This window comes from Nonomuraea sp. NPDC005730 (assembly GCF_040630865.1).
GTDB lineage: Bacteria > Actinomycetota > Actinomycetes > Streptosporangiales > Streptosporangiaceae > Nonomuraea.
Map to the genome: position 1 here is coordinate 231,581 of NZ_JBEXYK010000004.1, position 26,612 is coordinate 258,192.

Consider the following 26,612-nt stretch of genomic DNA (forward strand, 5'->3'; position numbering starts at 1 on the left):
CGGTCTTCTCCGGAATTGCTCCTCTGGGGGCGTCGTGCGCCCGCGCCCGGCGAAAAGCGGTGGCGTCGCCGCACGTCCCGGCAGTTCACTTTGAGCACCCACCCGGATCAGAGGGAGCTCCATGATCGTTATCTCGGCGGCGTCGGGCGCGCTCGGCCGTCTCGTCATCGACCGGCTGCGGACCGGAGCGGACGTCGTCGCCGCCGTACGCGAGCCCGCCCGCGCGCCCGAGGGCGTACCGGTGCGGCGGGGCGACTACGACGACCCGGCGAGCCTGCGCACGGCGTTCGAGGGCGCCGCCCGGCTGCTCCTGATCTCGTCGCCGGAGCTCGACCCCGGCCGCCGGATCGGCCACCACCTCGCCGCCCTCGCGGCCGCCGTGGACGTGGGCGTCGGGGCCGTCGTCTACACCAGCTTCCTGGACGCCGACACCGTCGCCACCGGCATGACCGAGGCCCACCACGCCACCGAGCAGGCCCTCCTGCGCAGCGGTCTGCCGTACACGATCCTGCGCCACCCCTTCTACAGCGACGCGTTCGTCCCCCGGGTCTCGGGCGGCGAGCTGACCGGGAGCGGCGGCGGGCGCGGCCTGAACACCGCGTTCCGGTCCGACCTGGCGCAGGCGGCGGCCAACGTCCTGACCGGCGAAGGCCACGAGGGCCGCGCCTACGACTTCACCGGGCCGCTGTGGACCCACCCGGAGATGGCCGAAGCGCTGGGCGTGCCCTACCGCGAGGTCCCGGACGCCGCCCCCGGCCCGATGGCCTGGCTGAACGCCCGGATCCGCGCCGGCGCCCTGGAAAGACAGACCCCCGACCTGGAGGACATCCTCGGCCACCCCGCCCGCACGATGCTCTCCCACCTCCACGCCACCCGCTGACCGCCCTACTTCCGGCTGCGCAACATCACCACGGCGAGCCAGGCGATGGTGGGCAGCAGAATCAGGAACACCATGATTCCGGCACCAACGGCCAGGCCCGCATCGGAAATGTGCTGAGACGGCAGATCATCCTCCACCCGGCGATGCCATCGATCACCCCCGGCTCGCCGAGGGCTCGCGCGCAGTGGCCGTCGTTGCTCGTCGCCGGACTGCGGCGGGTCGTGATCACTCACCTGTAGGGTCGGGCGTCATGAGTGGTGGCTGGCGGCAGGACAGGGTCGGCAGTGCGTTGGCCGGTCGGAATCCCACGGTGCTCGGGCGGCTGGACGCCGGTTTCGCCGTGATCGGTGACACTCAGTTCCTGCCGGGATACTCGGTTCTCCTGACGGACGAGCCCGGCGTGCAACGGCTGTCCGACCTGCCCCGGGCCAGGCGGATGGCCTTCCTGTCGGACATGGAGTCGCTCGGCGAGGCGGTCGAGCGGGCCTGCGGCGCGCTGGATCCGGCGTTCCGGCGGGTGAACCTGGAGATCCTCGGCAACACCGACCCCTTCCTGCACGCGCACGTCTGGCCGCGGTACGAGTGGGAACCGGCCCATCTGGTCGGCCGGCCGGTGTGGCTGTATCCGCCCGACAGCTGGACCGACCGGGGGTTCGCCCTCGGCCCGCGACACGACCCGGTGCGTGCGGAGATCGGCCGGCAACTCGGCGTGCTGTACGCGGCCCGCGGGGCTCAGCCACGTGCGGGCGGCTGAAGCGGGGGCCGAGGCCTCGATGCCGGGCGGACCTATCCGGAGGCCCAGTCGTGGACATGGGCGGCGGTGAGGAGTTTCAGGAGGTCGGGGGCGAGGGCGGGGCTCGTCGCGATGGTCGCCCGGGAGGCCATGGTGTGGTGGCTGCCGTCGAGGTCGACCACCAGGGCTCCGGCCTCGCGGGCGATGACGACGCCCGCCGCGGTGTCCCACGGGTTGTTGCTGAGCATGACGCTCGCGTCGACCTTGCCGTCGGCCACCCACACGAGGTCGATCGCGGCCGAGCCGAGCATCCTGACGCGCTGGACGCGAGCGGCCAGTTCCTGGGTCAGGGCGAAGCGGGGACGGTTGCGTTCCGGCGCGTCCACGCCCACCGCGTAGTCGCCCAGGGCGACGACGGCATCCTGGAGGTCCGCGGCGCCGCTGACCCGGACGGGCGAGCCGTTGGCCGTCGCGCCGGCGCCCTGGGCGGCCGAGTAGCGGACGTCCAGGAACGGCAGGCCGACGACGCCGAGCAGCGGCACGTCCCCGTCGACCAGGCCCAGGGAGACCCCGCACAGCGGGATGCCGTGCAGGAAGTTGGCCGTGCCGTCCACGGGGTCGAGCACCCACGTCAGGCCCTGGCCCGGCCGGCTGGCGCCTTCCTCCTCGCCGAGGAAGCCCACCTCGGGCGTCTCCCGCGACAGGAACTCGCGTACGGCGTGCTCGACGGCGAAATCGACCTCGGTGGCCATGTCGCGGTCGCCCTTGGCGGTGACGACGCCGGGAGCCCGGGTGGTGATGATCTCGCCGGCGATCGACGCGGCTCGTTCGGCGACGGGCAGCAGCGTCCGGACGTCGATGGTCATGCGGGCCGTCCTAAGGCAGTTCGGAACGCGTCAGGGCCTTGGCGAACGGCTCTCCGGTGGCCCGTGCGTGCGCCATCCGCGCGCGGGCCTCGCCGAGCGTGCGCGGCCGGTAGCCGGGCCCGCCGCAACAACTCTTGTGGAAGCCGACACCCGCGTTCAGCAGCAGCGAGAGCACCCGCCAGGCCGCGGTGTCGCGCCGCCGGGGAGCCGCGAAGGCGGAACCCACGTGGATCAGCGGCTCGCCGCACCGCGGGCACGACCGGCCCCGGTCGCCGGGCAGCGGATAGGGCTGCTTGTACGAGGCCCGGCAAGGCAGGCAGACGAACGACGTCTTCGCATGACCCATGCGCCCAGGGTAGCCCCCGTGACCGGCCGGGCGCCGGACCCGGCCCGGTCACGAACGGCCGGCCCCGGCTCCTGACGCCAGGAGCCGGGGCCGGCCGGGGTCCCGCCAACCCTCCCCTCATGCCCGCAGAGATCTGCGGAGAGATCCGCAGCGGGAAGGGCATGGCCTGGCGGGGTGCGGGGTGGTCAGTTCTCCTCGTACGGGGCGGGCGGCCGGAGCAGGTCGCAGCCCTCGAAGACCTGCCTCTCGGCGGCCGAGCCGGGCTCGACCTGCTTGAACCCGGCCGGCTTCGCCTCGTCCTTGGTGACGGGCTGCCAGACGCCGCCCTTGCGCAGACACTGCGCCCACGCGGCGAACTTGGCGTCCTCCTCGGGCGTGGCCGGTTCGGAGCCGCCGAGCAGCACCGAGTCCCACTCCTTGCACGCCTTCATGGCGGCGTCGAGCTTGGCCTGGGTGACCTTGCTGACGGCGCTGGTGTCGAGGTCCTGCCCCTTGACCGGGTCCGGGATGTCGATCCCGTTCTCCCGCATGCATCCGGCGAACTTCACCGCGGTCTCGTGCCAGCTCGGTTTGCCGGAGTCGGGCGCGGGGCTGGACGAGCTGGCGAAGCTCTGCGTCCCGCACGCCGCGCTCAGGGCGAGGACGGGCAGGGCGGCCAGGACGGCGAGACGCCGCTTGCTGATCAACACGGTTTCCTCCTATGGGTCGGCCGGTTGCCCAACACCGTGGCCCGCCGTTGTGAGGAGCCCGTCCGCTCCATGTCATGAACGTGTAATAGCTTCCGAAGCCGGACAAACCGGCACGCCAGGCCGCCGATACTGGAACGCATGGCCCGTGTCTTGCTGATCGAGGACGATCCCCACGTCAGGGACGCTCTGACACTCGCCCTCAAGGGCCGGGACCACGAGGTGCGATCGGCGGCGTCCGGGGAGGAGGGGCTGGCGCGGCTGGCACGCTTCGCCCCCGACGTGGTGGTGCTCGACCTCATGCTGCCCGGCATCGACGGGTTCGAGGTGTGCCGTCGCATCCGTGCGACCACGTCCATCTCGATCGTGATGCTGAGCGCGCGGGGCGACGACTTCGACGTGGTCGGCGGGCTGGAGGCGGGCGCGGACGACTACGTGGTCAAGCCGGTGCGCCCGCAGGTCCTGGAGGCCAGGATCAGGGCCGTGCTGCGCCGTACGGACGGTGTGCCCTCGCCCGTGGAGAGGTACGGCGGGCTGTGCGTGGACCGCGCCTCCCTCACCGTGAGCAGGGACGGACGGCAGGTCGCGCTGCCGCCGATGGAGTTGCGGCTGCTGCTGCACCTGTCGGCCGCGCCGGGGCAGGTCTTCAGCAGGCAGCAGTTGCTGGAGTCGGTGTGGGAGCACGACTACCTGGGCGACTCGCGGCTGGTGGACGCCTGCGTGCAGCGGCTGCGGTCCAAGATCGAGGACGTGCCGGCCGAGCCGCGGTACGTGCAGACCGTGCGCGGATTCGGTTACCGCTTCGGGCCGGTATGAACTGGCTGCGCGGGTTGCGGGTCCGGCTGGTGATCACGTTCGTGCTGGTGGGCGGGCTGAGCGCGGTGGGGGCCGCGGGGCTGACGTACTACAAGGCGCGCACCAACCTGCTGGCCGGGGTGCAGGACCGGCTGCTGAAGGACTTCAGGAACCGGGTGCTGCTGCTGTCGCGCGACGTGGCGCTGCCCGCCGGCGACGGAGAACTGGCCCTGCTGGCCGAGGACCTGGAGGTCGGCGACCGCAAGGTGTACGTCGTCAGGGACGGCGCCGTGCCGGGCGACGCGCGCGTCACCGCCGAGCTGCGCGCGACCGTCCTGCGGTGGCCGGAGCTGGCCTGGCAGCGGGTGGAGCACGACGGCGTGCCGTACCTCGTGGCCGGCAGCAGGGTCATGCTCCGCGCCGGCGGCACGCCGTCGGGGATCAGCGTCTACCTCGTCGAGTCGCTCAGGCAGGCCGCCTCCGACGAGACGGCCGTGCTGCGCGCCGCGCAGGCGGCGGCCGTGCCCGTCGTGCTGCTGGCGGTGCTGGCCGGGCTGCTGGCCGCGCGCGGCGTCCTGCGGCCGGTCGCCGACCTGGACCGGGCGGCCCGGCACCTGGGCGAGGGACGGCTGGAGACCCGCCTGCCCGTCCACGGCGGCGACGAGCTGGCCCGGCTGGCGGGACGCTTCAACGAGACGGCCGCCGCGCTGGAACGCTCGGTCGGCGAGCTGCGCGAGATGGAGGCCAGGTCCCGGCGGTTCGTCGCGGACGTCTCCCACGAGCTGCGCACGCCGCTGGCCGCCGCCACCGCCGTCACCGACGTCCTCGAAGCGGGCGCCGACCGGCTGGACGCCGACGCCGGGACCGCCGCCCGGCTGATCACCGCCGAGGTCGCCCGGCTCACCGCGCTCGTGGACGACCTGATGGAGATCTCCCGGTTCGACGCCGGAGCCGCCGCGCTCAACCTCAACGACGTGGACGTCGGCGCCGCCGTCGCGGCCTGCCTGCGGTCCCGCGGCTGGAGCTCGGACGTCACCACGGAACTGCCGTCCCCGGACGTCCGCGTTCCGCTCGACCCGCGCCGCCTGGACGTCATCGTGGCCAACCTGGTCGGCAACGCGCTGCGGCACGGTGCGCCGCCCGTCGCCGTCCGGGTGCGCGCCACCGGCCAGGCGGTCGCCGTCGAGGTCTCCGACCAGGGGCCAGGACTGCCCGCCGACGTGCTCCCGCACGTCTTCGAGCGCTTCTACAAGGCCGACGTCGCGCGTGCCCGCTCCGAAGGCAGCGGTCTCGGCCTGGCCATCGCCCGCGAGAACGCCCTCCTGCACGGCGGCGACCTCACCGTCGCCCCCGGCCCCGGCGCCGTCTTCACCCTCACCCTGCCGAGGAACCGTCCGTGAGGGCCTGGCCGCTCGCCCTGGTCCTGGCCGCCTGCACGGCCTGCGGAGTCGGCCCCACCGGCGTGATCCGGGCCGGAGAGGCGCCCCGCGGCTTCATCCAGGTCACCAGCCTGTACTTCGTGCGGCACGACCGTCTCGTGCCCGTCACCCGCCCCGAGGGCCCGCTGGCGGCCGCCGAAGCCGTCGAGCTGCTGACCGGCGGCCCCAACCCGAAGGAACGCGAGCGCGCGTTCGTCACCAGCCTGCCGAAGAACCTGGCCGTCCAGGTGACCGGCGACGCGTTCGCCCTGGGGGCCTCGACCTCCCGTCTGTCACGGACGGCGACCGGGCAGCTCGTCTGCACGATCGCCGCCGCCACCGCCGCCGAGCGGGGCGTGGAGGTGGACGACGTACGGGTGACCGTGCCGGGCCACGGGCAGGCCCGCTGCGCGGACTTCAGCTGACCCTCCGCCCTACGTAACGGATCAGTCACTCAAATGACTATGGTCACGATAAGTGATCACTCGACAGCATTGAGTCTCCCCGAAGAGTGGAGGCAGATGTGGCCAGTGAGTTCCAGCGGAAGAAGGTCGGCGGAGTATTCCGGGCGATGGACGTCGACGGCGACGGCCGGCTGACCCAGGCCGACTTCCAGGCGCTCGCCCACCGCTGGTCGGCCGTCGCGGGGCCGGCCGACCCGGAGCGGCTGACCTCCGTCATGACCGGCTGGTGGCCGGTGCTCAGGGCCGCCTCCGGCGGCGACGACGGCGTCTCCCTCGACCAGGTGCTCAGCGTGGTCGACGTGCTCGGCGACATGACCGACGCGGTCGCCGGCACCGCCGACGCGATGTTCGAGGCCATCGACCTCAACGGCGACGGCCTCATCTCCCGCTCGGAGTACGGCGCGCTGATCGAGACGTGGAGCGGCGCGCCCTCGGCGACCGACGACATCTTCCCCCGCCTCGACCTCGACGGCGACGGCCACCTCTCGCGCGAGGAGTTCCGCCTCCACTGGACCGAGTTCTGGGCCGGCGACGACCCGGACGCCCCCGGCTCGTACGTGTTCGGCGCCCCACCCGAATGACCCCCAGGTCAGAGGGGCGGTCCCGCCGGCAGGAGCAGCGCCGGCGGCAGCACGTCGCCGTCGGCGAACGGCCGGCGGCCGACGAGCTCCTCGGCGGTCCGGCCGGGCACGCCGGCCCCGCGGAGCACCTCGACGGCGTGTCCGGCCGGCAGCAGGTCGAGCCAGCGCAGCACGGCCGTCCGGTGGGCATCGGCGTCCAGCTCGCCGTGCACCCTGAGCCGGGCCAGGCCGCCGTCGGGGAAGACGTCGAGCCGGACGTGCGTCACGGGCGCGGACGACACCGGGCGCAGGAAGTGCCGGGTGTCCGGCTGCAACCGGGTCTTCGGGATCAGCTCGAACCACTCCGCGTCCGCGTCCGGATCGTCCGCGCCGGTCCCGCTCAGCGAGGCCCAGCCGGCCGCGTTGCCGACGAAGTACGACGTGTCGATCTCCACCCGGCGCACCCGCCCGCGGGCCGCCAGCCTGACCGTCACGTGGTCGTTGCCGCCGTCGCGGCGGCGGGCGTTCTCCCAGCCGTCGCCCATGATCCGGGCCCTGCCGGGCAGCAGCAGTTGCACCGGTGCGGAGTAGAACGTGTTTGAACAGGCCACCACGTCCCCGCCGTGCTCCAGCGCGGCCAGGTCGATCGTGCCGTCCAGGAAACGCGGGTCCGGCACCGGCTCGCCGTGCACCCGGAAGCGGGCCACCCCGCCGTCGGGGTAGATGCTCAGCCGCACGTGCGTCCAGCGCCGCGGGTCCGCGACCTCGAACGCGTTCTCGGCGTCGCCCGTGATCGTGCTCTTCCCGACGATCGTCTCCCAGTTCGCCCGCTCCAGCTCGGCCGGTGACGGCGCGCCCTCGACGCTGGTCGCCTCCACCGAGGCGTACGGCGGGTAGTTGCCCTTGAACCAGGCGGTGTCGATCACCACCCCGCGCACCACGCCGGGGACGCCGAGCCGGACGATCGCGTAGTCGTTCCCCGGCTCGCGCCGGCGACGGGTCTCCCAGCCGTCGTACACCTTGCCCTTGTGGCCGAAGTCCTCCGTCGAGAACCCGGCGGGGCCGGGCTTGATCAGGTTCTCCCGCTCGGCGAACAGCTCGTCGTTGGCGTACACGACGCTGCCGGCCAGCGCGCGTGCGGCCAGGTCCGGGAAGTGGGTGAAGGTCATGCTTCTCCTCGGTCGAGCAACCGGCCGCGCGGCGGGCCGTCGATGTCGATGCGTTCGCCGCGCAGCCGGCTTCCGCGGACAACGCCGGTGAGCGTGCGGCCGTGGTAGGGCGTCACGGGGTTGCGGTGGTGCAGCCGGTCCTGGTCGGCCACGAACGTCTCGTCGGGCGCGAACACGCAGAAGTCGGCCTGGTGGCCCGGCGCGATCCGGCCCTTGCCGGACAGTCCCGCCACCCCCGCGGGGCGTCCGGCCATCCAGCGCGCCACGTCGGTCAGCGGATGGCCGCGGCGTCTGGCCTCGGTCCACACCGCGGGCAGGCCGAGCTGCAGCGACGCGATGCCGCCCCAGGCGAGGCCGAAGTCGCCGGTGTCGAGCCGCTTGAGCTCCGGCGTGCACGGCGAGTGGTCGGAGACCACGCAGTCGATCGTGCCGTCGGCGAGCCCCCGCCAGAGCGACTCGCGGTTGGCCGCCTCGCGGATCGGCGGGCAGCACTTGAACGGGGTGGCTCCCTCGGCGATCTCCTCGGCGCTGAACGTCAGGTAGTGCGGGCAGGTCTCCACGGTGATCCGCACGCCGTCGTCCCGGGCCGAGCGGATCATCGGCAGCGCGTCCGAGCTGGACAGGTGCAGAATGTGTACCCGGCAGCCGGTCCGGCGGGCCAGCTCGATGACGTGCGCGACCGCGAGGTTCTCCGCGCCGCGCGGGCGGGAGCGCAGGAAGTCGCGGTAGCTCGCGCCGCGCGCGGGCGGCGCGTGGTCGATCACGTGCGGGTCCTCGGCGTGCACGATCATCAGCGCGTCGAACGCCCGCAGCTCGCGGAGCGCCTCCGCCAGCTCGGCCGGCTCCAGAGGAGGGAACTCCGGCACGCCCGAGTGCAGCAGGAAGCTCTTGAACCCGAACACGCCCTCGTCGTGGAGGCCGCGCAGCTCGCGCAGGTTGCCCGGCACCGCGCCGCCCCAGAAGCCGACGTCCACGTGCGCCTGTCCCCGGGCGGTCGCCCGCTTCACCCGCAGCGCCGCCGCGTCGGTGGTGGGCGGGATGCTGTTCAGCGGCATGTCGACGATCGTCGTGACGCCGCCGGCCGCGGCCGCCCGGGTGGCGGTCGCGAACCCCTCCCACTCGGTCCGTCCGGGGTCGTTCACGTGCACGTGGCTGTCCACCAGGCCGGGCAGCAGCACCTCGTCGTCGCCGAGCCGGACGACCTCGGCGGCCGCCAGGTCGGCGTCCAGCGGCTCGACCGCGACGATCGTCCCGTCCCGTACGCCGATGCTGCGGGCCACCTCCCCGGCGGGGGTGACCACTCGACGGGCCCTGATCAGCAGGTCCAGCCCGGCCATCAGGCGACACCTCCGTGGTCGTGCCGTCCCGCGCGGACCGGCCGGGCGCCGGCCGCGGCCCCTTCGGTGATCGGCCATCCGGTCACGGTCTTGGGGCGCGGCGTCCCGTACGTGCGTACCTTGCTCGTGGTGAGGCCGAGCCGGACGAGCCCCTCGGCGAGGGCGACCGCGGCGGCCACGCCGTCGACGACGGGCACCCCCGTGGCCGCGGTGATCTTCCGGTCGAGCCCCGCCATTCCGCCGCATCCCAGGCAGATCACCTCGGCCCGGTCGCCGGTGACGGCCTCGCGGGCCTGGGCGACGATCGCCTCGACGGCACGGCCGGGATCCTCCTCCAGCTCCAGGACCGACAGCCCGCTGGCCCGGATCGACGCGCACCGGCCGGCCAGCCCGGCGAGCCGCAGCCGGTCCTCGATCTGCGGCACCGCGCGGTCCAGCGTGGTGACCACCGAGTACGTACGCCCGATCAGCATCGCGACCTGCGCGGCCGCCTCGGTGATGTCCACCACGGGGACGTCGAGCAGCTCCTGCAACCCCTCGCGGCCGTGCTCGCCGTACCCGGCCTGGATCACCGCGTCGTACGGCTCGTCGTAGCGGACCACCCGATCCATCACGGCGACCGCCGCAAGGTAGCTCTCGAAGTTCCCCTCCACCGACTCCGGCCCGAAGGACGGGGTGAGCGCGACGATCTCGACACCCGGCGAGGCGTGCGCCGCCGCCTGGGCGCGGATCGTGTCGGTCATCGACCGGGTGGTGTTCACGTTCACGATGAGGATGCGCACGTCAGCCACCCGTCCCGGCGCGCGTGGCACGCAGCTCGGACGGCGTGACGCCGGCGAGGTCGCGCAGCTCGGCCGCGCCGATCGCGCCGCAGTCGAGGCCCCGGGCGAGGAACCCGGCCAGCGCGCGGGCGGTCGCCGGCTCGTCCAGGAAGCCGGACGTCTCGCGTTCGAGATAGCCGCGCAGCCGGGCCGCGGCGGCCGGCAGCCCCTCCCTGAAGAAGGAGTGGACGGCGGCGTACCGGCTCGGGAGCTGCCCGGGATGCAGGTCCCAGCCCTGGTGGAGGCCGCCCTCCAGGGCACGCAGCACCAGGCGCGCGTGCAGCCGCCAGGCGGCCCGGACGGCGTCGCCGTCGCCGACCGGCAGCACGTTGGTCGACCCGTCGCAGACGCGTACGCCGGTGCCGGCGGCGGCGACCCGCATCACCGCCTTGGCATGGTCGGCGACCGGATGCTCCACGCTCTGGTACGCCGCCGACACCCCGAGCGCCGCCGAGTAGTCGTAGGTGCCGTAGTGCAGGCCCGTGCAGCGCCCGGCCGAGGCGCGGATCATCGACGGCAGCGGCGAGACGCCGTCCGCGCCGAGGATCGCCTGCGGCGTCTCCACCTGAAGCTCGAACCGCAGGCTCCCGCTCGCCAGCCCGTACGCCGCCTCCAGCCGTCCGGCGGTCAGCACCATCGCCTCCACCTGCTCGACCGAGGTCACCTTCGGCAGCGTGACGACGAAGCCGCCGGGCGGCGGTCCGAGGGTCTCCAGGAAGATCGCAAGGGTGCGCAGGCCGCGCCGCCGGGTCGGCGCCTCGAAGCTCTTGAACCGGATCCCGCAGAAGGGCGAGCCGGTGCCGGCGGCGGTGGCCTCGGCCAGGGCCTTCGCGGCGGTCCGGGCGGCGGCGTCCTCGTCGGCGTCCGGGCGGTCGCCGTAGCCGTCCTCGAAGTCGATCCGGAGGTCTTCGACCGGCTCGCCCGCCAGCTTGGCCCGGACCTGGTCGTACACCTCCGCCGCCGTCCGCGGCGGCAGGCCGAGCGCGTCGGCGAACTCCGTGGCGGTCCGGCCGTGCTCGGCCAGCGCCGCCAGCGCCCGCCGGCCCCACGCCGGTACGGTGTCCGGCGTGTAGCGGTCGGCCGGGACGTACACGGTGTGCACCGGCTGCCGGGTGGCCGGCTCACCGGGGTAGGCCGTGCGCAGCCGCTCGTCCGCGGCGGCGAGCCGGACGTCGAGCTCGGCGGCGAGCTCGGGGAAGGGGGCCGTGCCGCTCATGAGCCGTCCTCGACGACCCGGAAGGACGCCGGGAACAGCAGCGCCGGGTCGCGGCGCAGGTGGTCGCGCTCGGAGTAGGCGGCCTTCATCGTCTCGAAGTAGGTCTGCGCGCGCAGCCGCGTCGACTCCTCGTCCACGCCGGGAATCGTCCGGTCGCGCATCACCGTCCGGCCGTCGATCACCACGGTGGACACGTCGGCGCCCGTGCAGTTCATCAGCATCGTCCTGATCGGGTCGTCGACCGGGCCGGTGCGCGGGCCGGAGAGGTCCACGACGACCAGGTCGGCCTTGGCGCCGGGGGCGAGCCTGCCCAGATCGTCCCGGCCCAGCGCGCGGGCGCCGCCCAGGGTGGCGGCCCGGTAGTAGTCGGCGGCCGAGCCCGCGTCCAGCCGTCCGGTGACCAGTTTGGCCAGGTTGTTGCCGTAGTCCATGTTGCGGATCATGTCGGGCGGGAAGGAGTCGGTGCCCAGCGCCATGTTCACGCCGGCCTCCCGGTAACGGTCGAAGTCGCGCAGCGCGTCGCCGTACCTGACGAAGGTGAGGGGGCAGTGCACGATCCCCGCCAGCGCCGCGAGCCGGTCCGGTGACCCCTCGAAGGGCGTGCCGGGATCGCCGAGGTACAGGGCGTGCGGCACCAGCAGCCGGGGGCCGAGCAGGCCCACCTCGGCCAGCACGTCCAGGGGGTGCCGGTCGTACCACTCGCGCAGCAGCCGCAGCTCCGTCAGCCCCTGCATGCAGTGCAGGCGCACCAGGCAGTCGAGCTCCTCCGCGGCCTGCGCGGTGGCGCGCAGCAGGTCGAGGGTGACGGTCTCGATGCGGCACGGCAGCAGCGCCCCCCGGATCCGGCCGTCGTGGGCGCCGTCGACGTCCCGGACGAAGCGGATGGCGTCGGCGAGCCCCCGCTCGCCCAGTCCGGGCTCCCAGTGCACGTCCCGGCTGCCGTCGGCGCGCAGCACCGGCACGCCGGAGCGGTAGGACGGCCCCACGTACATGCGCAGGCCGAGCCGACCGGCGATCTCCACGACGCCGGCCAGCTCCTCGTGCGACTCCGCCCAGGCGCTGTGCGTCTCGGCGGCGATCGGCATCGCCGTGGTGATGCCGTTGCGGATGAGCTGGATGAGCGCGTACTCCCGCATGAAGAGCGTGTCCTCCAGCGGGAAGACGGCCCGGCGCCGGTTGACGGCGTAGTCGTGGGACCAGTTCAGCCCGCTGGAGTCGGCGTGCCAGGTGTCGAGGACGGCGTGGTCGATGTCGGCCAGCGCGTCCAGGTCGATGAAGCCGGGCCCGACGATCGCCTCACCGGCGTCGATCACCTCCTCGACCGGGCCGTCGTAGGAGCGGCCGACGTGGACGATCCGGTCGCCGTCGTGGACGACGCACGCGTCGCGGTGGATGACGTGGTCGTCGCCGTCGAAGCCGATGACGAACGACGCCCTGATGAGCGTGCTCACTGTGTGTTCCTCCGGGTCGGCTTCCATCCGGGCCTGGGCACGGCGGCCAGCAGGGCGCGGGTGTACTCCTCCTGCGGCTCGCGCAGCAGGGTGCGGGTGGCTCCGCGTTCCACGACGCGGCCGTGCCGCATCACGACGGCCGTGTCGCTGATCTGGTTGACCACGGCCAGGTCGTGGGAGATGAAGACGTAGCTGATCGAGCGCCGCTCGCGGATGTCGGCGAGCAGGTTGAGTATCTGAGCCTGGATCGACACGTCGAGCGCGGCGACCGCCTCGTCCAGCACCAGCACCCGCGGCTCCACCGCCAGGGCGCGGGCGATGGCCACGCGCTGGCGCTGCCCGCCGGACAGCTGCCTGGGCAGCATCGTGGCGTGCCGTTCGGCCAGGCCCACCGATTCGAGCAGGTCCAGCGCCTTCTTCCGCCGCTCGGCCGAGGTGAGCGGGAAGTGCAGGGCAAGGCTCGTCTCGACGACGTCGCCGACCCGCTGCAGCTTGTCCAGCGACGAGTAGGGGTCCTGGAAGACGATCTGGATCTCCCGCGCCCGCCTGCGCCGCTCCGCGGCCGACACCCGGCCCGCCGCCCGCGGACGCCCGCAGACGCTGATCGTCCCGCTGGTGGGCGTCTCCAGGCCGAGCAGCATGCGGGCGACGGTGGTCTTCCCCGACCCGGACTCGCCCACGATGGCCAGCGACTCGCCTTCTGCCACGGTGAAGGAGACCTCGTCCACCGCGGTGGCGGGGCCGTACACCTTCCGCAGCCGGTCCGCTTCGATCACGCTCATGCCGTCTCCTCCGCTCTCAGGCAGGCGACCCCGCGGACGGACGGCGGCCGGCTCTCCCGGCAGCGCGGCTCGGCCAGCTCGCAGCGCGGCGCGAACGCGCAGCCGTCCTCGGCCTCGAAGGCCGCCACGGGCCGTCCGGGGATCACCGGCAGCCGGTGCGCGGTCTCCGCCAGGCTCGGGCGCGACCTCATGAGGCCGCGCGTGTAGGGGTGGCGCGGCTCGCCGTCGAGGTCCTCCACGATGCGGCCCGCGTACATCACCGCCAGCCGGTCGCAGGTCGCGGCGGCCAGCTCCAGGTCGTGGGTGATCAGCAGCATGGCCATGCCGCGCTCGCGGCGCAGCTCGTCCAGGATGGCCATGACCTCGGACTGGGTGGTCACGTCCAGCGCGGTGGTCGGCTCGTCGGCCAGCACCAGGTCGGGCTCGACGGCCAGGACGGACGCGATCATGACCCGTTGCAGCAGGCCGCCGGACAGCTCGTGCGGGTGCTGGCGCAGGCGCCGCTCACCGTCGGTGATGCCGACCTCCTCGAGGAGCCGGACGGCTCGCGCCGACGCCTGCCGCACCGGCATCCGCAGGTTGTGGACCATGGCCTCGGTGAGGAAGTCGCCGACGCTGCGGACGGGGTTGATGTGCGCCCGCGGATCCTGGAAGACCATCGCGATCCGCTTGGCCCGCAGGAGCCGCAGCGCCCGGCCCGAGGGCACGTCGGCGCCGTCGAAGACGATCCGGCCGGTCACGCGGGCGCCCGGCGGGGTCAGGCCGATGACCGCGCGGGCGGTCATCGACTTGCCCGAACCGGACTCCCCGACCAGCCCGACGGCCTCTCCGGCGCCGATGGCCAGGTCCACGTGCTCCACCAGCGTCCGCCAGCTCCGTTCGTACGGCACGGCCAGGCCGAAGCCCGCCAACGTCAACAGGCTCACGACTGCCTCCCCAGGCGATCGCCCAACAGGTTCACCGCGGCCACGACCAGCGCGATCAGCAGGCCGGCGCTCAGCGCCTCCAGCGGCTGGCCGCGCATGGCGCTGTCCAGGCCGCTCTTGACCATCAACCCCCAGTCGGCGGTGGGCGGCTGCACGCCCAGCCCGAGGAAGGAGACGGCCGCGACGTCGATCACCGCGAAGCCGAGCGCCGACACCGACTGGGCGACGATGATCGGCCGCAGATTCGGCAGCAGGTGGCGCAGGCAGATGGCGGTCGCGGACCGGCCCTGCACCCAGGCGGCGGCCACGTACGGCAGGCTGCGCTCCCGCAGCGCCGCGCTGCGCACCACCCGGGCCACGTACGGCGTGTACGCGACCGCCAGGCCGATCACCACGCCGGGCACGCCGGGACCGAGCACGGCCACGGTGACCAGCGCGAAGACGATGCCCGGCACGGAGAACAGCACGTCCAGCAGGCGGGAGACGACCGCGTCCACCTTGCCGCCCGCCCAGGCGGCGACGATCGCCAGCGTGGTCCCGGCGGCGCCCGCGACGCAGATCACCAGCACCGGGGCGAGCAACGTGGTCCGCGCGCCGTACATCAGCCGGGACAACACGTCCCGGCCCAGGACGTCCCCGCCCAGGAGATGCGCGGCGGAGGCGCCGCCCAGCGCGTTGAACAGGTCGGGCTGGTCGGGGTCGTAGGGCGCGAGCAGCGGCGCGAGCAGCGTGACCGCCACGACGGCGGCCAGCAGGACGGCGGCGGCCACGCCCAGCCCGCCCAGGCGGCGGGTCACTGCCGCGACAGGCGCGGGTCGAGAGCGGAGTAGCACAGGTCCACCACCAGATTGATCAGGACGAAGGCGGTGACGAGCACGAGCACCACCGCCTGGACGATCGCGAAGTCGCGTTGCAGGATCGCGCGGACGAACAACGAGCCCAGACCGTCCAGGGCGAAGATGCTCTCCACCACGACCGAGCCCGCGATCAGCCCGGCGACGTTCAGGCCGACCACGGTCACCACCGGGATGGCCGCGTTGCGCAGCACGTGCCTGCGGACGATGTGCCCCTCGGCCAGGCCGCGGCTGCGGGCGGTCTCCACGTGCTCCCGGCGCAGCTCCTCCGACACCGAGGCCCGCGTGATGCGGGCCAGGAAGGCGGCGCTGGCCAGGCTGAGCGTGATCGCCGGAAGCGTGAGGTGGTGGATCCGGTCGCCGAACCCGCTGCCTGGCCCGAAGACCGGGAACCAGCCGAGCCCCAGCGCGAAGACGATGACCAGGATCACCCCGACCACGAACGGCGGCGTGGCCAGGAACACCGAGGAGACGAGGCTGACCACACCGTCGGCCCGGCCGCCGCGCAGCGCGGCCGACAGGCCCATCGCCACGCCCCCGGCCACGATCAGCAGCGTCGCGTAGACCACCAGGAAGACGGTCGTCGTCGCCCGGGACGCCATCAGCGCGGAGACGTCCTGCCGGTAGACCAGGGAGGCGCCGAAGTCGCCCGTCACCGCGTCGCGCAGCCAGGCGGCGTAGCGCAGCAGGAACGGATCGTCCAGGTGGTACTGCGCGCGGATGGCCGCGAGCTGCTCGGGGGTGCCGCTGCGGTTGCCGAGCAGGAACGCCATCGGCCCGCCGGGCACCAGGTAGAGCAGGCCGTACACCAGGAAGGAGGCGACCAGCAGGACCACGATCAGCCCCGCCAGCCGTTTCGCCAGGAACCTCATGCCGCGCCGAGCCCCGCGGCCCACGGGTAGTACAGGTAGGGGAAGGAGGCGACGGCTCCGGTCACCCGCTTGTTCATGTAGAGGATCACCGGCAGGTTGTTCAGCGGCATCCACGGCACGTCGGTGGTGACCTTCTGCTGGATCGCCGTCACCAGCCCCGCCCGCTCCGCCTCGTCGTAGGCGGCCCGCGCCTTGGTGATGTCGGCGTTCACGGCCGCGTAGTCGTTGAAGTTGGTACGGCCGCCCGCCAGGAAGACGGTGTAGATGTCGAGCGGGTCCGGCACGTTGCCGTACCAGGTGGAGAAGAAGGCGTCGATGCCCTCGCGGGCCTTGGGGTCGCTGTAGAGGTTCCCGTACTGCTCGACGGGGACCACCTTGATCTCGATCTTCAGGCCGAGCGCCTCGCCGGTCGCCTTGATCAGGTTGGCGGTCTGCTCGTGGACGGCCGAGCTGCCCTGGATCCCGATGGTGATCGTCTGGGTGGGGGAGCCGGTCTCGGTGAGCAGCTGCTTGGCCTTGGCCAGGTCGGGCGTCTCCGGGGGGATCGCGTCGTAGGCCTTCTGGAAGGCGTCCCGCTGGTATCCCCAGTACTCGGCGCCGGCGAGGGTGCGCTGCGGCATCGCCGTCCCCTGGAAGACCACCTTGGAGATGGCCGCCCGGTCCAGTGCCAGCGACAGCGCCTGGCGGACCTTCGGGTCGGCGTACGGGCCGGACCTGGCGGCGCCGAGCAGCGTCCAGAAGGTCAGCGACCTGCCGAGCGTGACCGAGCCGGTCGGGGACTGCTGGAGCTGGCCGAGTCCCGCGGGCGGCAGGTAGAAGTACTGCCCGTCCACCTCGCCGGAGCGCAGCGCGTTGATGGCGGTGGTCTCGTCGGCGATGAACCGGAAGACCAGCTCCTTGGTCTTCGGCCGCAGCGCGGTGTCCCAGTAGGCGTCGTTGCGGGTGATCGTCAGCGCGTCGCCGGACTTCCAGCTCCCGAACCTGTACGGGCCGGTGCACATCACCCCGCCGGTCGGCGAGCCCAGGTCCTTCTTCCCGGCGTACTCGGCCGACACGATGGCGCCGGCCGCGGTGGCCATCGCCTGGTTGAACAGCACGTCGGGCTGCTTCAACGTGACGGTGACCTGCATCGGCCCGGTCGCCTTGATCGACTGCACGGTGTGGAAGTAGTCGCCCCACCAGGTGCCGAGCGCGGGATCGAGGTGGCGGTCGAGGCTGGCCGCGACGTCCTCGGCGGTCAGCGGCGTGCCGTCCCAGAACTTCACGCCGTCCCGGATCGTGTAGACCCACGTGGTCGGGGTGGGGTTGTCGGCCTTCTCGGCCAGGCCGGGCTGGATGCCGAACTCGGGGGTCAGCCGCAGCAGGCTCTCGCACATGTTGGCCAGCACGGTGTTCTCGGCGTAGTTGAACGACCTGATCGGGTCGACCGTCTGCGGCTCGTACGGCAGGTTCCAGGTCACCTTGTCCAGTTCCCCGGTGGCCGGGGCGGTGACGGTCTTGAGCTCCAGCTTGGGCGCCTCGCCCGAGCCCTGCTGTCGTTGTTGCGGTGCCGCGGCCTGCTGGCCGCATCCGGCCAGGGCCACCGCGAGTGCGGCGGCCACCGGTAGGGCTCGACGGATCATCAGGAGGACCTTTCGCGAACGCGTCCGTTGCGGACGACGAGCTGGGGGATGGGTTTGTCCACGACCGCCTGGGCCATGGACTCGGCGCGTACCAGGAGGAAGTCGGCGGGATCTCCAGGCTGGAGCCGGGCCTGCTCCAGGCCCAGCAGCGCGGCGCCCCCGTGCGCCGCGATCTCGTAGCACGTGGCCAGCTCCTCGTCGGTGCGGGCGTCGGTGCGGTAGGCGAGCAGGTGGGCGCGGTTGATCATGTCGCCGTCGCCGAACGGCGTCCACGGATCCCGCACCCCGTCGGACCCGAGGCCGACCAGCACCCCGGCCTCGACCAGCGGCCCGACCGGCAGGACCGGGTCCGCGCCGAGCGCGCAGGTGGTCAGCGAGATGTTCGCCTCGGCCAGCGTCTCGGCGAGGTCCGCGCGGTCGGCCAGGCAGAAGGCATGGCTGATCGTGGTCGGCACACCGCTGGACCTCGCCCTGCGGGCGATCTCCAGCACCTGCGTGACCCCCTGCTCGCCGCCGTCGTGCAGGTGGATGTCGAGCGGGACGGTGTGCCGCTCGGCCATGCCGTACAGCAGGTCGAGGTGTCCGTGCAGGTCGCCGTCGATGCCCACGGGGTCGAGCCCGCCGAGGACGTCCGCGCCCTCCTTGAGCGACTGCTCCATCAGCTCCGCCGTGCCCGGCCGCGAGAGCAGCCCGAGCTGGGGGAAGGCGACGATCTGCACGTCCAGCAGGCCGGCGCGGGCCTGAGCCGCCTCCCGTACGCCGTGCACGTTGCTCAGCCCGTACAGCGGGGCGACGTCCACGTGCGCCCGCCAGGCCCGGGTGCCGCGGTCGATCGCGTGGTCCATGAGCGCCAGGGCCCGCGTGGCGACCGGCGCGGTCATTTCCGCCCGCGCCGCCACGTCGCCCTCGATCAGGTCGCGCAGCGTGGCGGCCGGGGTGCGGCTCAGCCAGGGCTGGCCCCAGGTGGTCTTGTCGGGATGGACGTGCGCGTCCACCGGGGCGGGCAGGGCGAGCAGTCCGCCCGCCGCCACCACCTGGCAGTCTTCCGTCCGGCGTGCCGGCGGGACGACGCGGCCGTCTTCTACCAGGACATCGTGGGGGCGTACATCGGTGAACAGAATCTGAGCCATACCGGCTGATCCCCTTAACCCGAGGGCGACAGTGGCATAGAATTATCAGACATCAGATGATTAGAGAAGAGGACAAATGCGGCACGTGGGCCGGACCTCCCTCGTCGACTCCGCCATCGGCGAGCTCCGCCAGGAGATCACCAGCGGCGTCTGGCCGGTCGGGGCCAAGATCCCTACGGAGAGTCAATTGGCCGAGGCGCTGGGCGTGAGCAGGTTGTCGGTACGCGAGGCCGTACGCGTGCTCGTCCACGCCGGGCTGCTCACCACGCGCCAAGGCGACGGAACCTACGTCACCGCGACCGACGAGAGCGAGGTGGCCTTCAAGCGCCGCCTCGACCGCGCGGCCACCATGGACATCATCGACGTACGACGCGGCCTGGACCTCGTGGCGGCCCGCCTGGCCGCCGAACGCCGCAAGCCGGCCGACCTCGACGACCTGAGAACGGCCCTGGACCGGCGCACCGCCGCGCACCAGGCCGCGGACCTCGACGCGTTCGCCGACGCCGACGTGGCGTTCCACCTGTCCATCGCCGCGGCCTCGCACAACCCCGTGCTGCTGGACCTGTACCGCGGCATGAGCGAGGCGGTGCGCGAGACGGTCCGTCGCGACCACTGCATGGAACGCGCCGTGCTCGGCTCCGACTCCACCCACGAGGACCTGTACGAGGCGATCGAGTCCGGCGACGCGGCCGGCGCGGCCACGATCGCGCTCACCATCCTCAACGACCAGGAACGCGACCTCTGACGCCCGTTACCTCCTGGACGGCGAGGCCTTCGACGCGCCTGGTGGACCGGAGGACTCCACCGGGCCCGTCGTCAGTACGACCGCCTTGCGGCCCGCCACTCGCGTGAGAGGTCCAGGGCCGGACACCCCCGCGTTCGGCGTCCACCCTGAGCAGCGCGCTCACCTCACGTTCCAGCAGCCACTGGGGCGTCGCGACCAAGTCATGAGCCGTGGCCGAATCGTATGATCCATCTCATGCCGATCCCCCGAGCGGTCGCCGTGGTCGTCGACGGCACCCGCGTCCTGGTCATCAAGCGGTTCTTCCGGCGCGGCCCCGGCATCACCTGCGCCATCTGCACCGCCAAAGGCCGGCAAGGGCGGCAGTGTCCCGGACACCACTACGCGCTCCTCCCGGGAGGCCACGTGGAGGACGGCGAGTCGCCGGAGAGCGCCGCGGTTCGCGAGCTCCACGAGGAGACGACTCTCACCGCGAAGGTCGACCGGCTGCTCTTCACCGGCTCGCACAGCGGCCGGCCCGCCTTCTACTTCCTCATGCGGGACGTGACCGGCGTCCCGTCGCTCTCCGGCGAGGAAGCCCTGGATCACGGGCCGGACAACACCTTCGAACTCAGGTGGGCGAGCGCCGCCGAGTTCGGGCGGCTGGATCTCTACCCCGCCGACGCGCGCGAGCCGCTCACCCAGCTGCTCCACAGCTGACCCCGCGTCCCGAAGCTGCCGGACCACGTGGGCAGGACAATCTCCACCCTAGGGACAAATCCCTACGGCTGGCGCCCATCACCCCGGCCAACGTCGAGATGGCCCTGGCTGTGAACGTCCGTCCCGATCAGGAACGGTTCGTCGCGCCGGTGGCGAAGTCTCTCGCGGAGGCCTACGTGCAGCCGCAGGTGGCCTGGCCGCGCCTCATCCTGGACGAGGATCGTCCCGTCGGCTTCCTCATGGCCTTCCTCGACATCGACTGGAACGGCAAGGGCCTCGACTTCAGGTCAGGCTTGTGGCGGCTCAACGTGGCGGCGGAGGCGCAGGGGCAGGGCGTCGGACGATTCGCCGTCAGGGCCGTGGCCGCCGAAGTCAGGCGTCGCGGTGGCGCGCAGATGTACGTCACATGGGAGCCGGGAGAAGGCGGCCCCGAAGACTTCTACCGGAAACTCGGCTTCCAGCTCACGGGCGAGGAGAGCGGCGGCGAGAAGGTCGGCGTACTGGACCTGACCGAACCGGACGTGAGCTGACAGAGCCGCGACGGTGCGGCGATCACCCCAGAGCCGTAGCGCCTTCCCCGAGGGCTGGGGTCTCGTTGAACCGAACGAGTGTCCACCTGGGAGGCGGCCACTGTGTCGGCTCCTGGTCGGTGACCCACTCCGTCACCGAGGCAGGGGACACCTTGAGGTCGAAGGACCGGTAGACCGGCAGCAGTCCGAGGGCGTTGAACGAGATCTCGACCGTCTCGGCGTGGCCGACCACGATGACGGTCTCGCCGCGGTGGCGGTGGGCGAGGTCGGTGATGGTGCGGCTGGTGCGGGTCACCATCTCGGCCCAGGTCTCGTTGCCTTTCTGCCACGGACGGTAGACGCCTCCGCCTTCGATGTCGAGGCGCCGGAACTCCGCGTGGGTGAGTCCGTCCGCCTCTGGCGGTGTGTGCCACGTGCAGAGCCCGCAGTCCTGTGCCGAGGACAGGCCGCCGGCCGTCGCGATCGCGGCGGCTGTCTGTACGGCGCGTGGCAGGGGTGAGGAGTAGATCGTCGCCGTGTCGTCGCCGATTTCCGCGGTGATCTGCCGCCCCAGCCGTGCTGCTTGCTGATGTCCGGTATCGGTGAGGCCGCGGCATCCCTTCGGGCCGCCTATCACGCCCTCTTGCTTGTGGAGGGAGTCCCCGTGGCGCACGAAGAACATCCGGGTTCGCATGCAGTGGATCATGTCAAAGCATTGGCAGTCGAACCACCTGCAGTCGGGATGTTCCTGGCGAGATCGCGCCTCGTATTCTTGATCGGGTCGCCGAGGGTGCGGCCGTGAAGGGAACGGGATGAGTCGTTACTCACGGGTCGTGGTGAAGCTGAGCGGCGAGGCACTTGCGGGAGATGCCGGTTGGGGCACCGATCCGGCCAGCCTCGCTCAGCTGGCGGACGAAATTCTCTCCGTCAGCACGTTGGGTGTCGAGGTCGCGGTGGTCATCGGCGGCGGCAACTACTTCCGCGGCCGGATGGCCGAGGGCTGGGGGATAGGCCGCGCCGAAGCCGACAACATCGGCATGCTCGGCACGGTGATGAACGCGTTGATGTTGCGCGGAGTGCTCACCGCGCGTTCGCGAACGGATGTGCGGGTGATGACGGCCGTGCCGATGCAGAGTGTCGCGGAGCCCTTCATCCGGCTTCGCGCCGACCGGCACCTTCGCCGCGGGCTGATCGTCCTGCTCGCCGGTGGCATCGGCCAGCCGTACGTCACGACGGACTATCCGGCTGTTCAGCGGGCTCTGGAGCTCGAAGCCGACGCCCTGCTGGTCGCCAAGCGCGGTGTCGACGGGGTGTACGACAGCGACCCGAACGTGAACCCGGATGCCAAGCGGTACACCAACCTCACCTATCGAGAAGCTCTGGCGGCCGGGGTGAAGGTGATGGACGAAAGCGCCTTCGTGCTCGCCAACGAACAAGGGCTTCTCATGCACGTGTTCGACGTGGCGGCGACGGGCGTGATGGAGGCGATCTGCCAAGGAGAGGACGTAGGAACGAGGATCACCCGGGATCCGGCCGCATAGCCACGTCAGACGGGAATGGCCCAGCGGAGAGCGGCTCTGCCGATGAAGATTGTCGTGAGCAACTGGCAGGATCACCGTCGTGACAGACACCGACGATCTCTTTCACCAATTGTCGGTGAAGGCGAGCGCGACCTCGGAGCACCTGCCTCCCCCCGCGACGGCGGAGGAGGTGGCACAGGCGGAACGCATCTTGGGCTTTCGACTTCCGCCGGTGCTCACACGGCTCTACCGCCAGGTGGCCAACGGTGGCTTCGGCCCCGACTACCAGCTTCTCCCGCTCGCGGGAGCAGGACGTACCGCCGTGCACGAATACCGCGAGGTGCGGAAGACCTCAGGCTCCGGCGGCCACGCACACTGGCCGGCGGACGTGCTGCCCATCCTGGACTGGGGGTGCGGCATGTACGCCGCCGTGGACTGCCGCAACCCCGAGGGGCCCGTACTGCTCTTCGAACCGAACGGGATCAGCGGCGACTGGCACCACGCGTGGTACGTCGACTCGGAGAGCCTGACCGACTGGCTGGAGACCTGGATCGCGGAATCGGGCTGGTACGAAGAAGACGCCGACGAAGACGGCGAGATGCGGCCATGGGAGTCGGCTCAGCAGCGGCTGGCAGAATGAGGCGCCCTTCCCGAGACCGGAGTGCAACAAGTCGGAGGGCTCCTGCCTGAAGGCCGGTTCTCCGTACCCGCCCGCCGAGTCCCGTCGCCGTTCGCCTTCTGGCTCGGAGAGCAAAGCAGTTGCGCAGCGGGGAACCAGCGGCACATCATCTGGAACGTGGCCGCCCTGCCTGACCCCTTGCCCGTGTTCTTCGACTGCGGCTGTCCGGACATCTACTACTGCCCGCGAGCCGGGGAAGTCGAGTGCCCCCGGCACAGCGGTTTCAGTGTTTGCTGCGACGCGCTTGGGCAGCACACCCCGGTTCGTGCCACCACCAGCCATCAGGAGGCGCCGTGACAGAGGAAGGGGAAGTACCCGTAGGCCAGGCCCTGAACGGCCTCGACGTCTACCCGCTTCCCGAAGGATGGACCGCTCTGGGCGCGATAGTCCTCGTGAAGTGCCTCGACGAGGAAGGCCATTCCTCATGGGCCTTCAGGACCACGGACGGGCTGAGCGATGAGGAACTCCTCGGCGCCCTGACCGTCCGAACCGACCTCCTCCGCCGCAAGCTGTACGACGCATACACGGGCGACGAGGACGACGAGTAAGACCAGCCGCTCTTCCGGCGACGCGCGATTTCGAGCGTGCCCATGCGAGCTCGTGGAGGAAGCGCTGAAGGTCTCCCGGGGACGGACATCGGCAGGCCCACGGTGTGACCGGGCAACGGTGGGTGGCGTGTGCCGCGGCCGGGCTGGAAAGCGTTCGCGTTGCGACTCGACTACGCCCGCTGACGAAGGAAGGCCATCGGAACGCAGGTCAATGTGGTGGTGGCCATCAGCGCCAAGCAAGGTAGCGCGTCGATTCGTATGTTCATCTCCGGCTGGTAGGTGCTCATGTACCACTCGTCCAACGCAGCCAGGAACCAGGCGGCTGCCGGCCACAAGAGGTAATGGGAGCGCCGCTGCGTGCGCCGAAACACCAAGAACAAGGCCACGAAGACGACTCCGCCCAGTGTCAGGGGGATGGTCTGATAGACCATGCCGATCAGTTCGGCCACGTGACCACCTCAATATGTAGGTGAAGCTCAGCCACTATAGGTTTCTGCGGCGCCACACGCATCTCCACCGTCAGCCGCTCCCGTCCGCCGTCGTTCGGCCTGAAGGGGAAGCGGGCCATCGCTATGGAGTCGAACTCGGAACGCCCCACCGGATAGAAGACCGCGCCCCAGGTCCCAGGTCTGCTCGGTCCCGAGGCCACCTCGGGCTGTTCAGCCGGCGTCACGTGAACGGTGACCTAGCTCCCGTGTCGACGGCATCGCGTGGACCACGCTCCGCCGGGAGCTAGTCGATCTCCTGCCACCCGTTCCACAACCAAACGCCCATTCTCGAAGCCGAGCCGATCACCGACATTGAGCAGGAGCGGCGACTCCAGCCCGAAGACGTAGCCGTCGTCCGTCTCGACCTCGTTCGCCATCAGGTTCCTCGGCAGGGGCGTTCTGCCGTCTGCGGCCACCTTCACGGTCGGAGAATGTCGCACGGCTGCGAGCCACAGCCACTCATGGCGCGTAGGGGCGAAAGCGTCATCCCGGACTCGTCCCGGATCGATAGTGACGATCAGGACGGTGACAGGGCTCCTGACGTCCGACTCGGCAATCGGACAAGATGTGGCGCGAAGGCGAGCGGAGCGAGCGTGGGTTTGGGGGGAGGAAGGAAGGCGAAGCCCCTTGTGAGGCGCTGTCTGGAGCCCAAGCAGGGCGGGAAGCGCCCACCAAGGGCGGAAGGCCGAGTAGTTGGAGCGGGTGACGGGAATCGAACCCGCGCTGTCAGCTTGGGAACCATCTACTGATCTTGCCCTGTTGAGCTGGGGAAACGGGGGTGCAGGCCGGAGCGGGTCGAGTGACCGTGAGTCCCCGTGAGCGACCGTGGCTCCCTGCCTGTTCTGGCACGGATCTGGCACGGAAACTCTCCGACGACCTCGACCAGCACGGGCCGGCCGAACTGGTCCGCCAGGTTCACAGCCGAACCTTCTGTCCCTCGACGGTACGCAATGGTCACGCGGCAACATTCACAATGCCGCCATCGCAACGTACTGCTGAATCTGATCTACTCCACCCACCACCAGCCGTTGCCCAGGTCTCGTACGGGTCTGCCGAGGTCACCGGCAGCGGTCATGACGAGTGTCTCGGAGGTCGGTGGAACAGGTAGATGGGCGATCCCTCTGCCGCTCTCCGCACGCCAGGAGTCTTCGAACACCGGAAGGTAGAGGACTTCCTCTTGCTGCCGCACCTGGCCATCTATCGACAGGTACTTCATCCACCATGGCACCGTGAGTGGTCGGCCGTTCTCGTTCTCCGCCACAAGAGCGGCGAACTCATCCCGGTGCAGCCAGAACTGATTGTCGATGTAGAGGGTCTGCCAGTCGATCCTGAAGATGACCGCCCCCAGGAACACCGCGATCGTCAGTACGACGAAGGATCGGACATAAACCTTGAGTGACAGGTAGGTCATCACCGCCGCGCAGGACCATAGAGCGGCCCATAACCAGGCCGCCGTGGTCACAAGCTTGCTGAACCACCAGATCGTCTGGAACATCGGCAACGACAGGTAGGACACGATGGCCAGCACAAGCCATCCAAGCAACGCCATGATGACTGTCCACTTGGCCCAGTTGGGCCCCTTCATCGCGGGACGCATGGATGCAGTTTGTGGGCTGCAGGCGAGACGCGACGAGGTCTACCGACACACGTACACATCATTTGCACGACTTCTCCACACCATGATCCACGCATCGAGGTCATCGGTGCGCAATATCGTCCCGCCGGGGTGGAACCGCATCCGCTGGCTCGGCTGCACGGCCGTGTCGGCATGTCCGCGCCCTCACGCTCCTGCTCGTCAGCGCGCCAGTGCATGCGGTCGGCGAGAACCGAGGCCCTGGTACGGCCGGGCGGTGTTGTAATGCTCGGCGAACGCGTCCATCTCGCTCTGCGCGGCCTCGATCGAGGCGAACGGCAGCGCCTGCTCCAGCAGCTCCCGGCGCACGCTCTGATGGAAACGCTCGATCTTGCCGGTGGTGGTCGGGGTGCGCGGCGCGGTGTGACGCAGCTTGATGCCGTTCTCCCGGCAGACCCGCTCGAACAGCACCTCACCCGCCTTCGGACCGCCGAACCGGCCGGTGAACTGCTTGCCGTTGTCGGTCAGCACCTCCAGCGGCACCCCATAGACGCGCATCGCCGTGGCGAACGCGCACACCATCCGCCCGGTCGGCCGGACCACCACCGAGGCGATCACACAGAAGCGGGAGTGATCGTCCACCCCGGTGATCAGCTTGGCCTCGCTGCCGTCGGCAAGCAGCAGCCCGCCCATGATGTCCATCTGCGCGTCAAGAGTTCGGCCGCGCTGCTGACCGTGTACGCCGTGGCTTGTGACGCCACCGGCAAGCCATGGGTTGTGGTGGAGTCGGTGCTGCCAGGGGATCGCCATGAACTCGAAGACGCGTATCCCATCCGTTGAGCCCGTGCTGAAAGGACGCTGTCAATCCTGGCTAGTGCGGTGACCACGAACGTTCACCGTGTTCAGTTGTGGCTCGCCAACCTCGT

30 protein-coding genes and 1 pseudogene are annotated in these 26,612 nt (G+C 71.2%); 12 read left to right on the forward strand and 19 right to left on the reverse strand.

The features are described 5' to 3' along the window. Nucleotides 1-121: 121 nt before the first annotated feature. Complete coding sequence (locus ABZ444_RS08570) at nt 122-880, forward strand: NAD(P)H-binding protein (RefSeq protein WP_357994369.1); 759 nt, start codon at nt 122-124, stop codon at nt 878-880. A gap of 5 nt (nt 881-885) precedes the next feature. On the opposite strand, the gene ABZ444_RS08575 is transcribed toward ABZ444_RS08570, so the two are convergent. Further along, on the reverse strand, nt 886-1,017 hold the full coding sequence (locus ABZ444_RS08575) for a hypothetical protein (protein ID WP_357994371.1): 132 nt from the start codon (nt 1,015-1,017) through the stop codon (nt 886-888). A gap of 113 nt (nt 1,018-1,130) precedes the next feature. On the opposite strand from ABZ444_RS08575, the gene ABZ444_RS08580 reads away from it, so the two are divergent. Next, nucleotides 1,131-1,634, forward strand: a complete 504-nt coding sequence (locus ABZ444_RS08580) for a diadenosine tetraphosphate hydrolase (protein WP_357994373.1) — start codon at nt 1,131-1,133, stop codon at nt 1,632-1,634. A gap of 32 nt (nt 1,635-1,666) precedes the next feature. Here the strand turns inward: ABZ444_RS08580 and ABZ444_RS08585 are convergent, their stop codons facing one another. From ABZ444_RS08585 to ABZ444_RS08595, 3 genes are all read right to left on the reverse strand, one after another. Continuing rightward, on the reverse strand, nt 1,667-2,479 hold the full coding sequence (locus ABZ444_RS08585) for an inositol monophosphatase family protein (protein WP_357994375.1): 813 nt from the start codon (nt 2,477-2,479) through the stop codon (nt 1,667-1,669). 10 nt (nt 2,480-2,489) lie between these two features. Beyond that, the gene (locus tag ABZ444_RS08590) at nt 2,490-2,825 is read right to left on the reverse strand and encodes a hypothetical protein (RefSeq protein WP_357994377.1); all 336 of its coding nucleotides are present in this window, start codon (nt 2,823-2,825) and stop codon (nt 2,490-2,492) included. A 185-nt stretch (nt 2,826-3,010) separates the two neighbouring features. Next, nucleotides 3,011-3,514: a hypothetical protein gene (locus ABZ444_RS08595; protein ID WP_357994379.1), complete on the reverse strand. Its 504-nt coding sequence runs from the start codon at nt 3,512-3,514 to the stop codon at nt 3,011-3,013. A gap of 138 nt (nt 3,515-3,652) precedes the next feature. On the opposite strand from ABZ444_RS08595, the gene ABZ444_RS08600 reads away from it, so the two are divergent. The 4 genes from ABZ444_RS08600 (at nt 3,653) to ABZ444_RS08615 (ending at nt 6,769) form a co-directional block, all read left to right on the forward strand. Further along, nucleotides 3,653-4,327: a response regulator transcription factor gene (locus tag ABZ444_RS08600; protein WP_357994381.1), complete on the forward strand. Its 675-nt coding sequence runs from the start codon at nt 3,653-3,655 to the stop codon at nt 4,325-4,327. After that, nucleotides 4,324-5,706: a HAMP domain-containing sensor histidine kinase gene (locus tag ABZ444_RS08605; RefSeq protein WP_357994383.1), complete on the forward strand. Its 1,383-nt coding sequence runs from the start codon at nt 4,324-4,326 to the stop codon at nt 5,704-5,706. Before ABZ444_RS08600 ends, ABZ444_RS08605 begins: the two co-directional genes overlap by 4 nt. Then, the gene (locus ABZ444_RS08610; protein WP_357994385.1) at nt 5,703-6,149 is read left to right on the forward strand and encodes a hypothetical protein; all 447 of its coding nucleotides are present in this window, start codon (nt 5,703-5,705) and stop codon (nt 6,147-6,149) included. Before ABZ444_RS08605 ends, ABZ444_RS08610 begins: the two co-directional genes overlap by 4 nt. A gap of 98 nt (nt 6,150-6,247) precedes the next feature. Beyond that, entirely contained in the window at nt 6,248-6,769 is a 522-nt protein-coding gene (locus ABZ444_RS08615; RefSeq protein ID WP_357994387.1) for an EF-hand domain-containing protein, read from the forward strand. A gap of 8 nt (nt 6,770-6,777) precedes the next feature. Here ABZ444_RS08615 and alc read toward each other — a convergent pair whose 3' ends face one another. The 11 genes from alc to ABZ444_RS08670 are packed head-to-tail and all read right to left on the reverse strand — an operon-like array spanning nt 6,778 to nt 18,928. Then, complete coding sequence (gene alc, locus ABZ444_RS08620; RefSeq protein WP_357994389.1) at nt 6,778-7,917, reverse strand: allantoicase; 1,140 nt, start codon at nt 7,915-7,917, stop codon at nt 6,778-6,780. Continuing rightward, nucleotides 7,914-9,254, reverse strand: coding sequence for an allantoinase AllB (gene allB / locus ABZ444_RS08625; protein ID WP_357994391.1), 1,341 nt, complete (start codon nt 9,252-9,254; stop codon nt 7,914-7,916). The genes alc and allB overlap by 4 nt, the downstream gene beginning before the upstream one ends. Continuing rightward, nucleotides 9,254-10,036 carry an aspartate/glutamate racemase family protein gene (locus ABZ444_RS08630; RefSeq protein WP_357994393.1) on the reverse strand — a complete coding sequence of 261 codons (783 nt, stop codon included), beginning with the start codon at nt 10,034-10,036 and terminating at the stop codon, nt 9,254-9,256. The genes allB and ABZ444_RS08630 overlap by 1 nt, the downstream gene beginning before the upstream one ends. Nucleotide 10,037: 1 nt before the next feature. Beyond that, entirely contained in the window at nt 10,038-11,291 is a 1,254-nt protein-coding gene (locus tag ABZ444_RS08635) for an aldolase/citrate lyase family protein (RefSeq protein WP_357994395.1), read from the reverse strand. After that, nucleotides 11,288-12,742, reverse strand: coding sequence for an amidohydrolase family protein (locus ABZ444_RS08640; RefSeq protein WP_357994397.1), 1,455 nt, complete (start codon nt 12,740-12,742; stop codon nt 11,288-11,290). The genes ABZ444_RS08635 and ABZ444_RS08640 overlap by 4 nt, the downstream gene beginning before the upstream one ends. Then, nucleotides 12,739-13,524 (reverse strand): ATP-binding cassette domain-containing protein, encoded by a 786-nt coding sequence (locus ABZ444_RS08645; RefSeq protein WP_357966992.1) that lies wholly within the window; start codon nt 13,522-13,524, stop codon nt 12,739-12,741. The genes ABZ444_RS08640 and ABZ444_RS08645 overlap by 4 nt, the downstream gene beginning before the upstream one ends. Further along, complete coding sequence (locus ABZ444_RS08650; RefSeq protein WP_357994399.1) at nt 13,521-14,450, reverse strand: ABC transporter ATP-binding protein; 930 nt, start codon at nt 14,448-14,450, stop codon at nt 13,521-13,523. Before ABZ444_RS08650 ends, ABZ444_RS08645 begins: the two co-directional genes overlap by 4 nt. Further along, nucleotides 14,447-15,247, reverse strand: a complete 801-nt coding sequence (locus ABZ444_RS08655; protein WP_357994401.1) for an ABC transporter permease — start codon at nt 15,245-15,247, stop codon at nt 14,447-14,449. Before ABZ444_RS08655 ends, ABZ444_RS08650 begins: the two co-directional genes overlap by 4 nt. Further along, nucleotides 15,244-16,176, reverse strand: a complete 933-nt coding sequence (locus tag ABZ444_RS08660; protein WP_357994403.1) for an ABC transporter permease — start codon at nt 16,174-16,176, stop codon at nt 15,244-15,246. The genes ABZ444_RS08655 and ABZ444_RS08660 overlap by 4 nt, the downstream gene beginning before the upstream one ends. Further along, a complete protein-coding gene (locus ABZ444_RS08665) occupies nt 16,173-17,798 on the reverse strand; it encodes an ABC transporter substrate-binding protein (RefSeq protein WP_357994405.1) in 1,626 nt (541 codons plus the stop codon). Before ABZ444_RS08665 ends, ABZ444_RS08660 begins: the two co-directional genes overlap by 4 nt. After that, a complete protein-coding gene (locus ABZ444_RS08670) occupies nt 17,798-18,928 on the reverse strand; it encodes an amidohydrolase family protein (protein ID WP_357994407.1) in 1,131 nt (376 codons plus the stop codon). The genes ABZ444_RS08665 and ABZ444_RS08670 overlap by 1 nt, the downstream gene beginning before the upstream one ends. 76 nt (nt 18,929-19,004) lie before the next feature. Between ABZ444_RS08670 and ABZ444_RS08675 the strand changes: the two genes are divergently transcribed. The 3 genes from ABZ444_RS08675 (at nt 19,005) to ABZ444_RS08685 (ending at nt 20,899) form a co-directional block, all read left to right on the forward strand. Beyond that, nucleotides 19,005-19,673: a FadR/GntR family transcriptional regulator gene (locus ABZ444_RS08675; protein WP_357994409.1), complete on the forward strand. Its 669-nt coding sequence runs from the start codon at nt 19,005-19,007 to the stop codon at nt 19,671-19,673. Nucleotides 19,674-19,907: 234 nt separating this feature from the next. Beyond that, nucleotides 19,908-20,369: an NUDIX domain-containing protein gene (locus ABZ444_RS08680; RefSeq protein ID WP_357994411.1), complete on the forward strand. Its 462-nt coding sequence runs from the start codon at nt 19,908-19,910 to the stop codon at nt 20,367-20,369. A gap of 149 nt (nt 20,370-20,518) precedes the next feature. Continuing rightward, nucleotides 20,519-20,899 carry a GNAT family N-acetyltransferase gene (locus tag ABZ444_RS08685; RefSeq protein ID WP_357994412.1) on the forward strand — a complete coding sequence of 127 codons (381 nt, stop codon included), beginning with the start codon at nt 20,519-20,521 and terminating at the stop codon, nt 20,897-20,899. 22 nt (nt 20,900-20,921) lie between these two features. Here the strand turns inward: ABZ444_RS08685 and ABZ444_RS08690 are convergent, their stop codons facing one another. Further along, the gene (locus tag ABZ444_RS08690) at nt 20,922-21,572 is read right to left on the reverse strand and encodes a histidine phosphatase family protein (RefSeq protein WP_357994413.1); all 651 of its coding nucleotides are present in this window, start codon (nt 21,570-21,572) and stop codon (nt 20,922-20,924) included. Nucleotides 21,573-21,711: 139 nt separating this feature from the next. Here ABZ444_RS08690 and pyrH point away from each other — a divergent pair, with 139 nt between their 5' ends. The 3 genes from pyrH to ABZ444_RS08705 all read left to right on the forward strand — a co-directional run bounded on the left by pyrH (nt 21,712) and on the right by ABZ444_RS08705 (nt 23,625). Next, nucleotides 21,712-22,419, forward strand: a complete 708-nt coding sequence (gene pyrH, locus ABZ444_RS08695) for a UMP kinase (RefSeq protein ID WP_357994414.1) — start codon at nt 21,712-21,714, stop codon at nt 22,417-22,419. Nucleotides 22,420-22,498: 79 nt separating this feature from the next. Continuing rightward, entirely contained in the window at nt 22,499-23,038 is a 540-nt protein-coding gene (locus tag ABZ444_RS08700) for an SMI1/KNR4 family protein (RefSeq protein ID WP_357994415.1), read from the forward strand. Between the two features lie 332 nt (nt 23,039-23,370). Then, nucleotides 23,371-23,625, forward strand: a complete 255-nt coding sequence (locus tag ABZ444_RS08705; protein ID WP_357994416.1) for a hypothetical protein — start codon at nt 23,371-23,373, stop codon at nt 23,623-23,625. A gap of 170 nt (nt 23,626-23,795) precedes the next feature. Here ABZ444_RS08705 and ABZ444_RS08710 read toward each other — a convergent pair whose 3' ends face one another. The 3 genes and pseudogenes from ABZ444_RS08710 to ABZ444_RS08720 form a co-directional block, all read right to left on the reverse strand. Further along, nucleotides 23,796-24,074, reverse strand: a complete 279-nt coding sequence (locus tag ABZ444_RS08710) for a hypothetical protein (RefSeq protein ID WP_357994417.1) — start codon at nt 24,072-24,074, stop codon at nt 23,796-23,798. Between the two features lie 1,045 nt (nt 24,075-25,119). After that, entirely contained in the window at nt 25,120-25,710 is a 591-nt protein-coding gene (locus tag ABZ444_RS08715) for a hypothetical protein (protein WP_357994418.1), read from the reverse strand. 228 nt (nt 25,711-25,938) lie between these two features. Then, a pseudogene (locus tag ABZ444_RS08720) lies at nt 25,939-26,391 on the reverse strand (integrase core domain-containing protein); the annotation flags it as partial. Between the last annotated feature and the right edge of the window lie 221 nt (nt 26,392-26,612).

What these genes read in the sequence shown, in the direction of transcription:
- ABZ444_RS08570 (WP_357994369.1), top strand. Translation starts at nt 122, where the DNA reads ATGATCGTTATCTCGGCGGCGTCGGGCGCGCTCGGCCGTCTCGTCATC.
- ABZ444_RS08580 (WP_357994373.1), top strand. Translation starts at nt 1,131, where the DNA reads ATGAGTGGTGGCTGGCGGCAGGACAGGGTCGGCAGTGCGTTGGCCGGT.
- ABZ444_RS08585 (WP_357994375.1), bottom strand. Translation starts at nt 2,479, where the DNA reads ATGACCATCGACGTCCGGACGCTGCTGCCCGTCGCCGAACGAGCCGCG.
- ABZ444_RS08590 (WP_357994377.1), bottom strand. Translation starts at nt 2,825, where the DNA reads ATGGGTCATGCGAAGACGTCGTTCGTCTGCCTGCCTTGCCGGGCCTCG.
- ABZ444_RS08600 (WP_357994381.1), top strand. Translation starts at nt 3,653, where the DNA reads ATGGCCCGTGTCTTGCTGATCGAGGACGATCCCCACGTCAGGGACGCT.
- ABZ444_RS08605 (WP_357994383.1), top strand. Translation starts at nt 4,324, where the DNA reads ATGAACTGGCTGCGCGGGTTGCGGGTCCGGCTGGTGATCACGTTCGTG.
- alc (WP_357994389.1), bottom strand. Translation starts at nt 7,917, where the DNA reads ATGACCTTCACCCACTTCCCGGACCTGGCCGCACGCGCGCTGGCCGGC.
- allB (WP_357994391.1), bottom strand. Translation starts at nt 9,254, where the DNA reads ATGGCCGGGCTGGACCTGCTGATCAGGGCCCGTCGAGTGGTCACCCCC.
- ABZ444_RS08635 (WP_357994395.1), bottom strand. Translation starts at nt 11,291, where the DNA reads ATGAGCGGCACGGCCCCCTTCCCCGAGCTCGCCGCCGAGCTCGACGTC.
- ABZ444_RS08645 (WP_357966992.1), bottom strand. Translation starts at nt 13,524, where the DNA reads ATGAGCGTGATCGAAGCGGACCGGCTGCGGAAGGTGTACGGCCCCGCC.
- ABZ444_RS08660 (WP_357994403.1), bottom strand. Translation starts at nt 16,176, where the DNA reads ATGAGGTTCCTGGCGAAACGGCTGGCGGGGCTGATCGTGGTCCTGCTG.
- ABZ444_RS08665 (WP_357994405.1), bottom strand. Translation starts at nt 17,798, where the DNA reads ATGATCCGTCGAGCCCTACCGGTGGCCGCCGCACTCGCGGTGGCCCTG.
- ABZ444_RS08670 (WP_357994407.1), bottom strand. Translation starts at nt 18,928, where the DNA reads ATGGCTCAGATTCTGTTCACCGATGTACGCCCCCACGATGTCCTGGTA.
- ABZ444_RS08675 (WP_357994409.1), top strand. Translation starts at nt 19,005, where the DNA reads ATGCGGCACGTGGGCCGGACCTCCCTCGTCGACTCCGCCATCGGCGAG.
- ABZ444_RS08680 (WP_357994411.1), top strand. Translation starts at nt 19,908, where the DNA reads ATGCCGATCCCCCGAGCGGTCGCCGTGGTCGTCGACGGCACCCGCGTC.
- ABZ444_RS08690 (WP_357994413.1), bottom strand. Translation starts at nt 21,572, where the DNA reads ATGCGAACCCGGATGTTCTTCGTGCGCCACGGGGACTCCCTCCACAAG.
- ABZ444_RS08715 (WP_357994418.1), bottom strand. Translation starts at nt 25,710, where the DNA reads ATGCGTCCCGCGATGAAGGGGCCCAACTGGGCCAAGTGGACAGTCATC.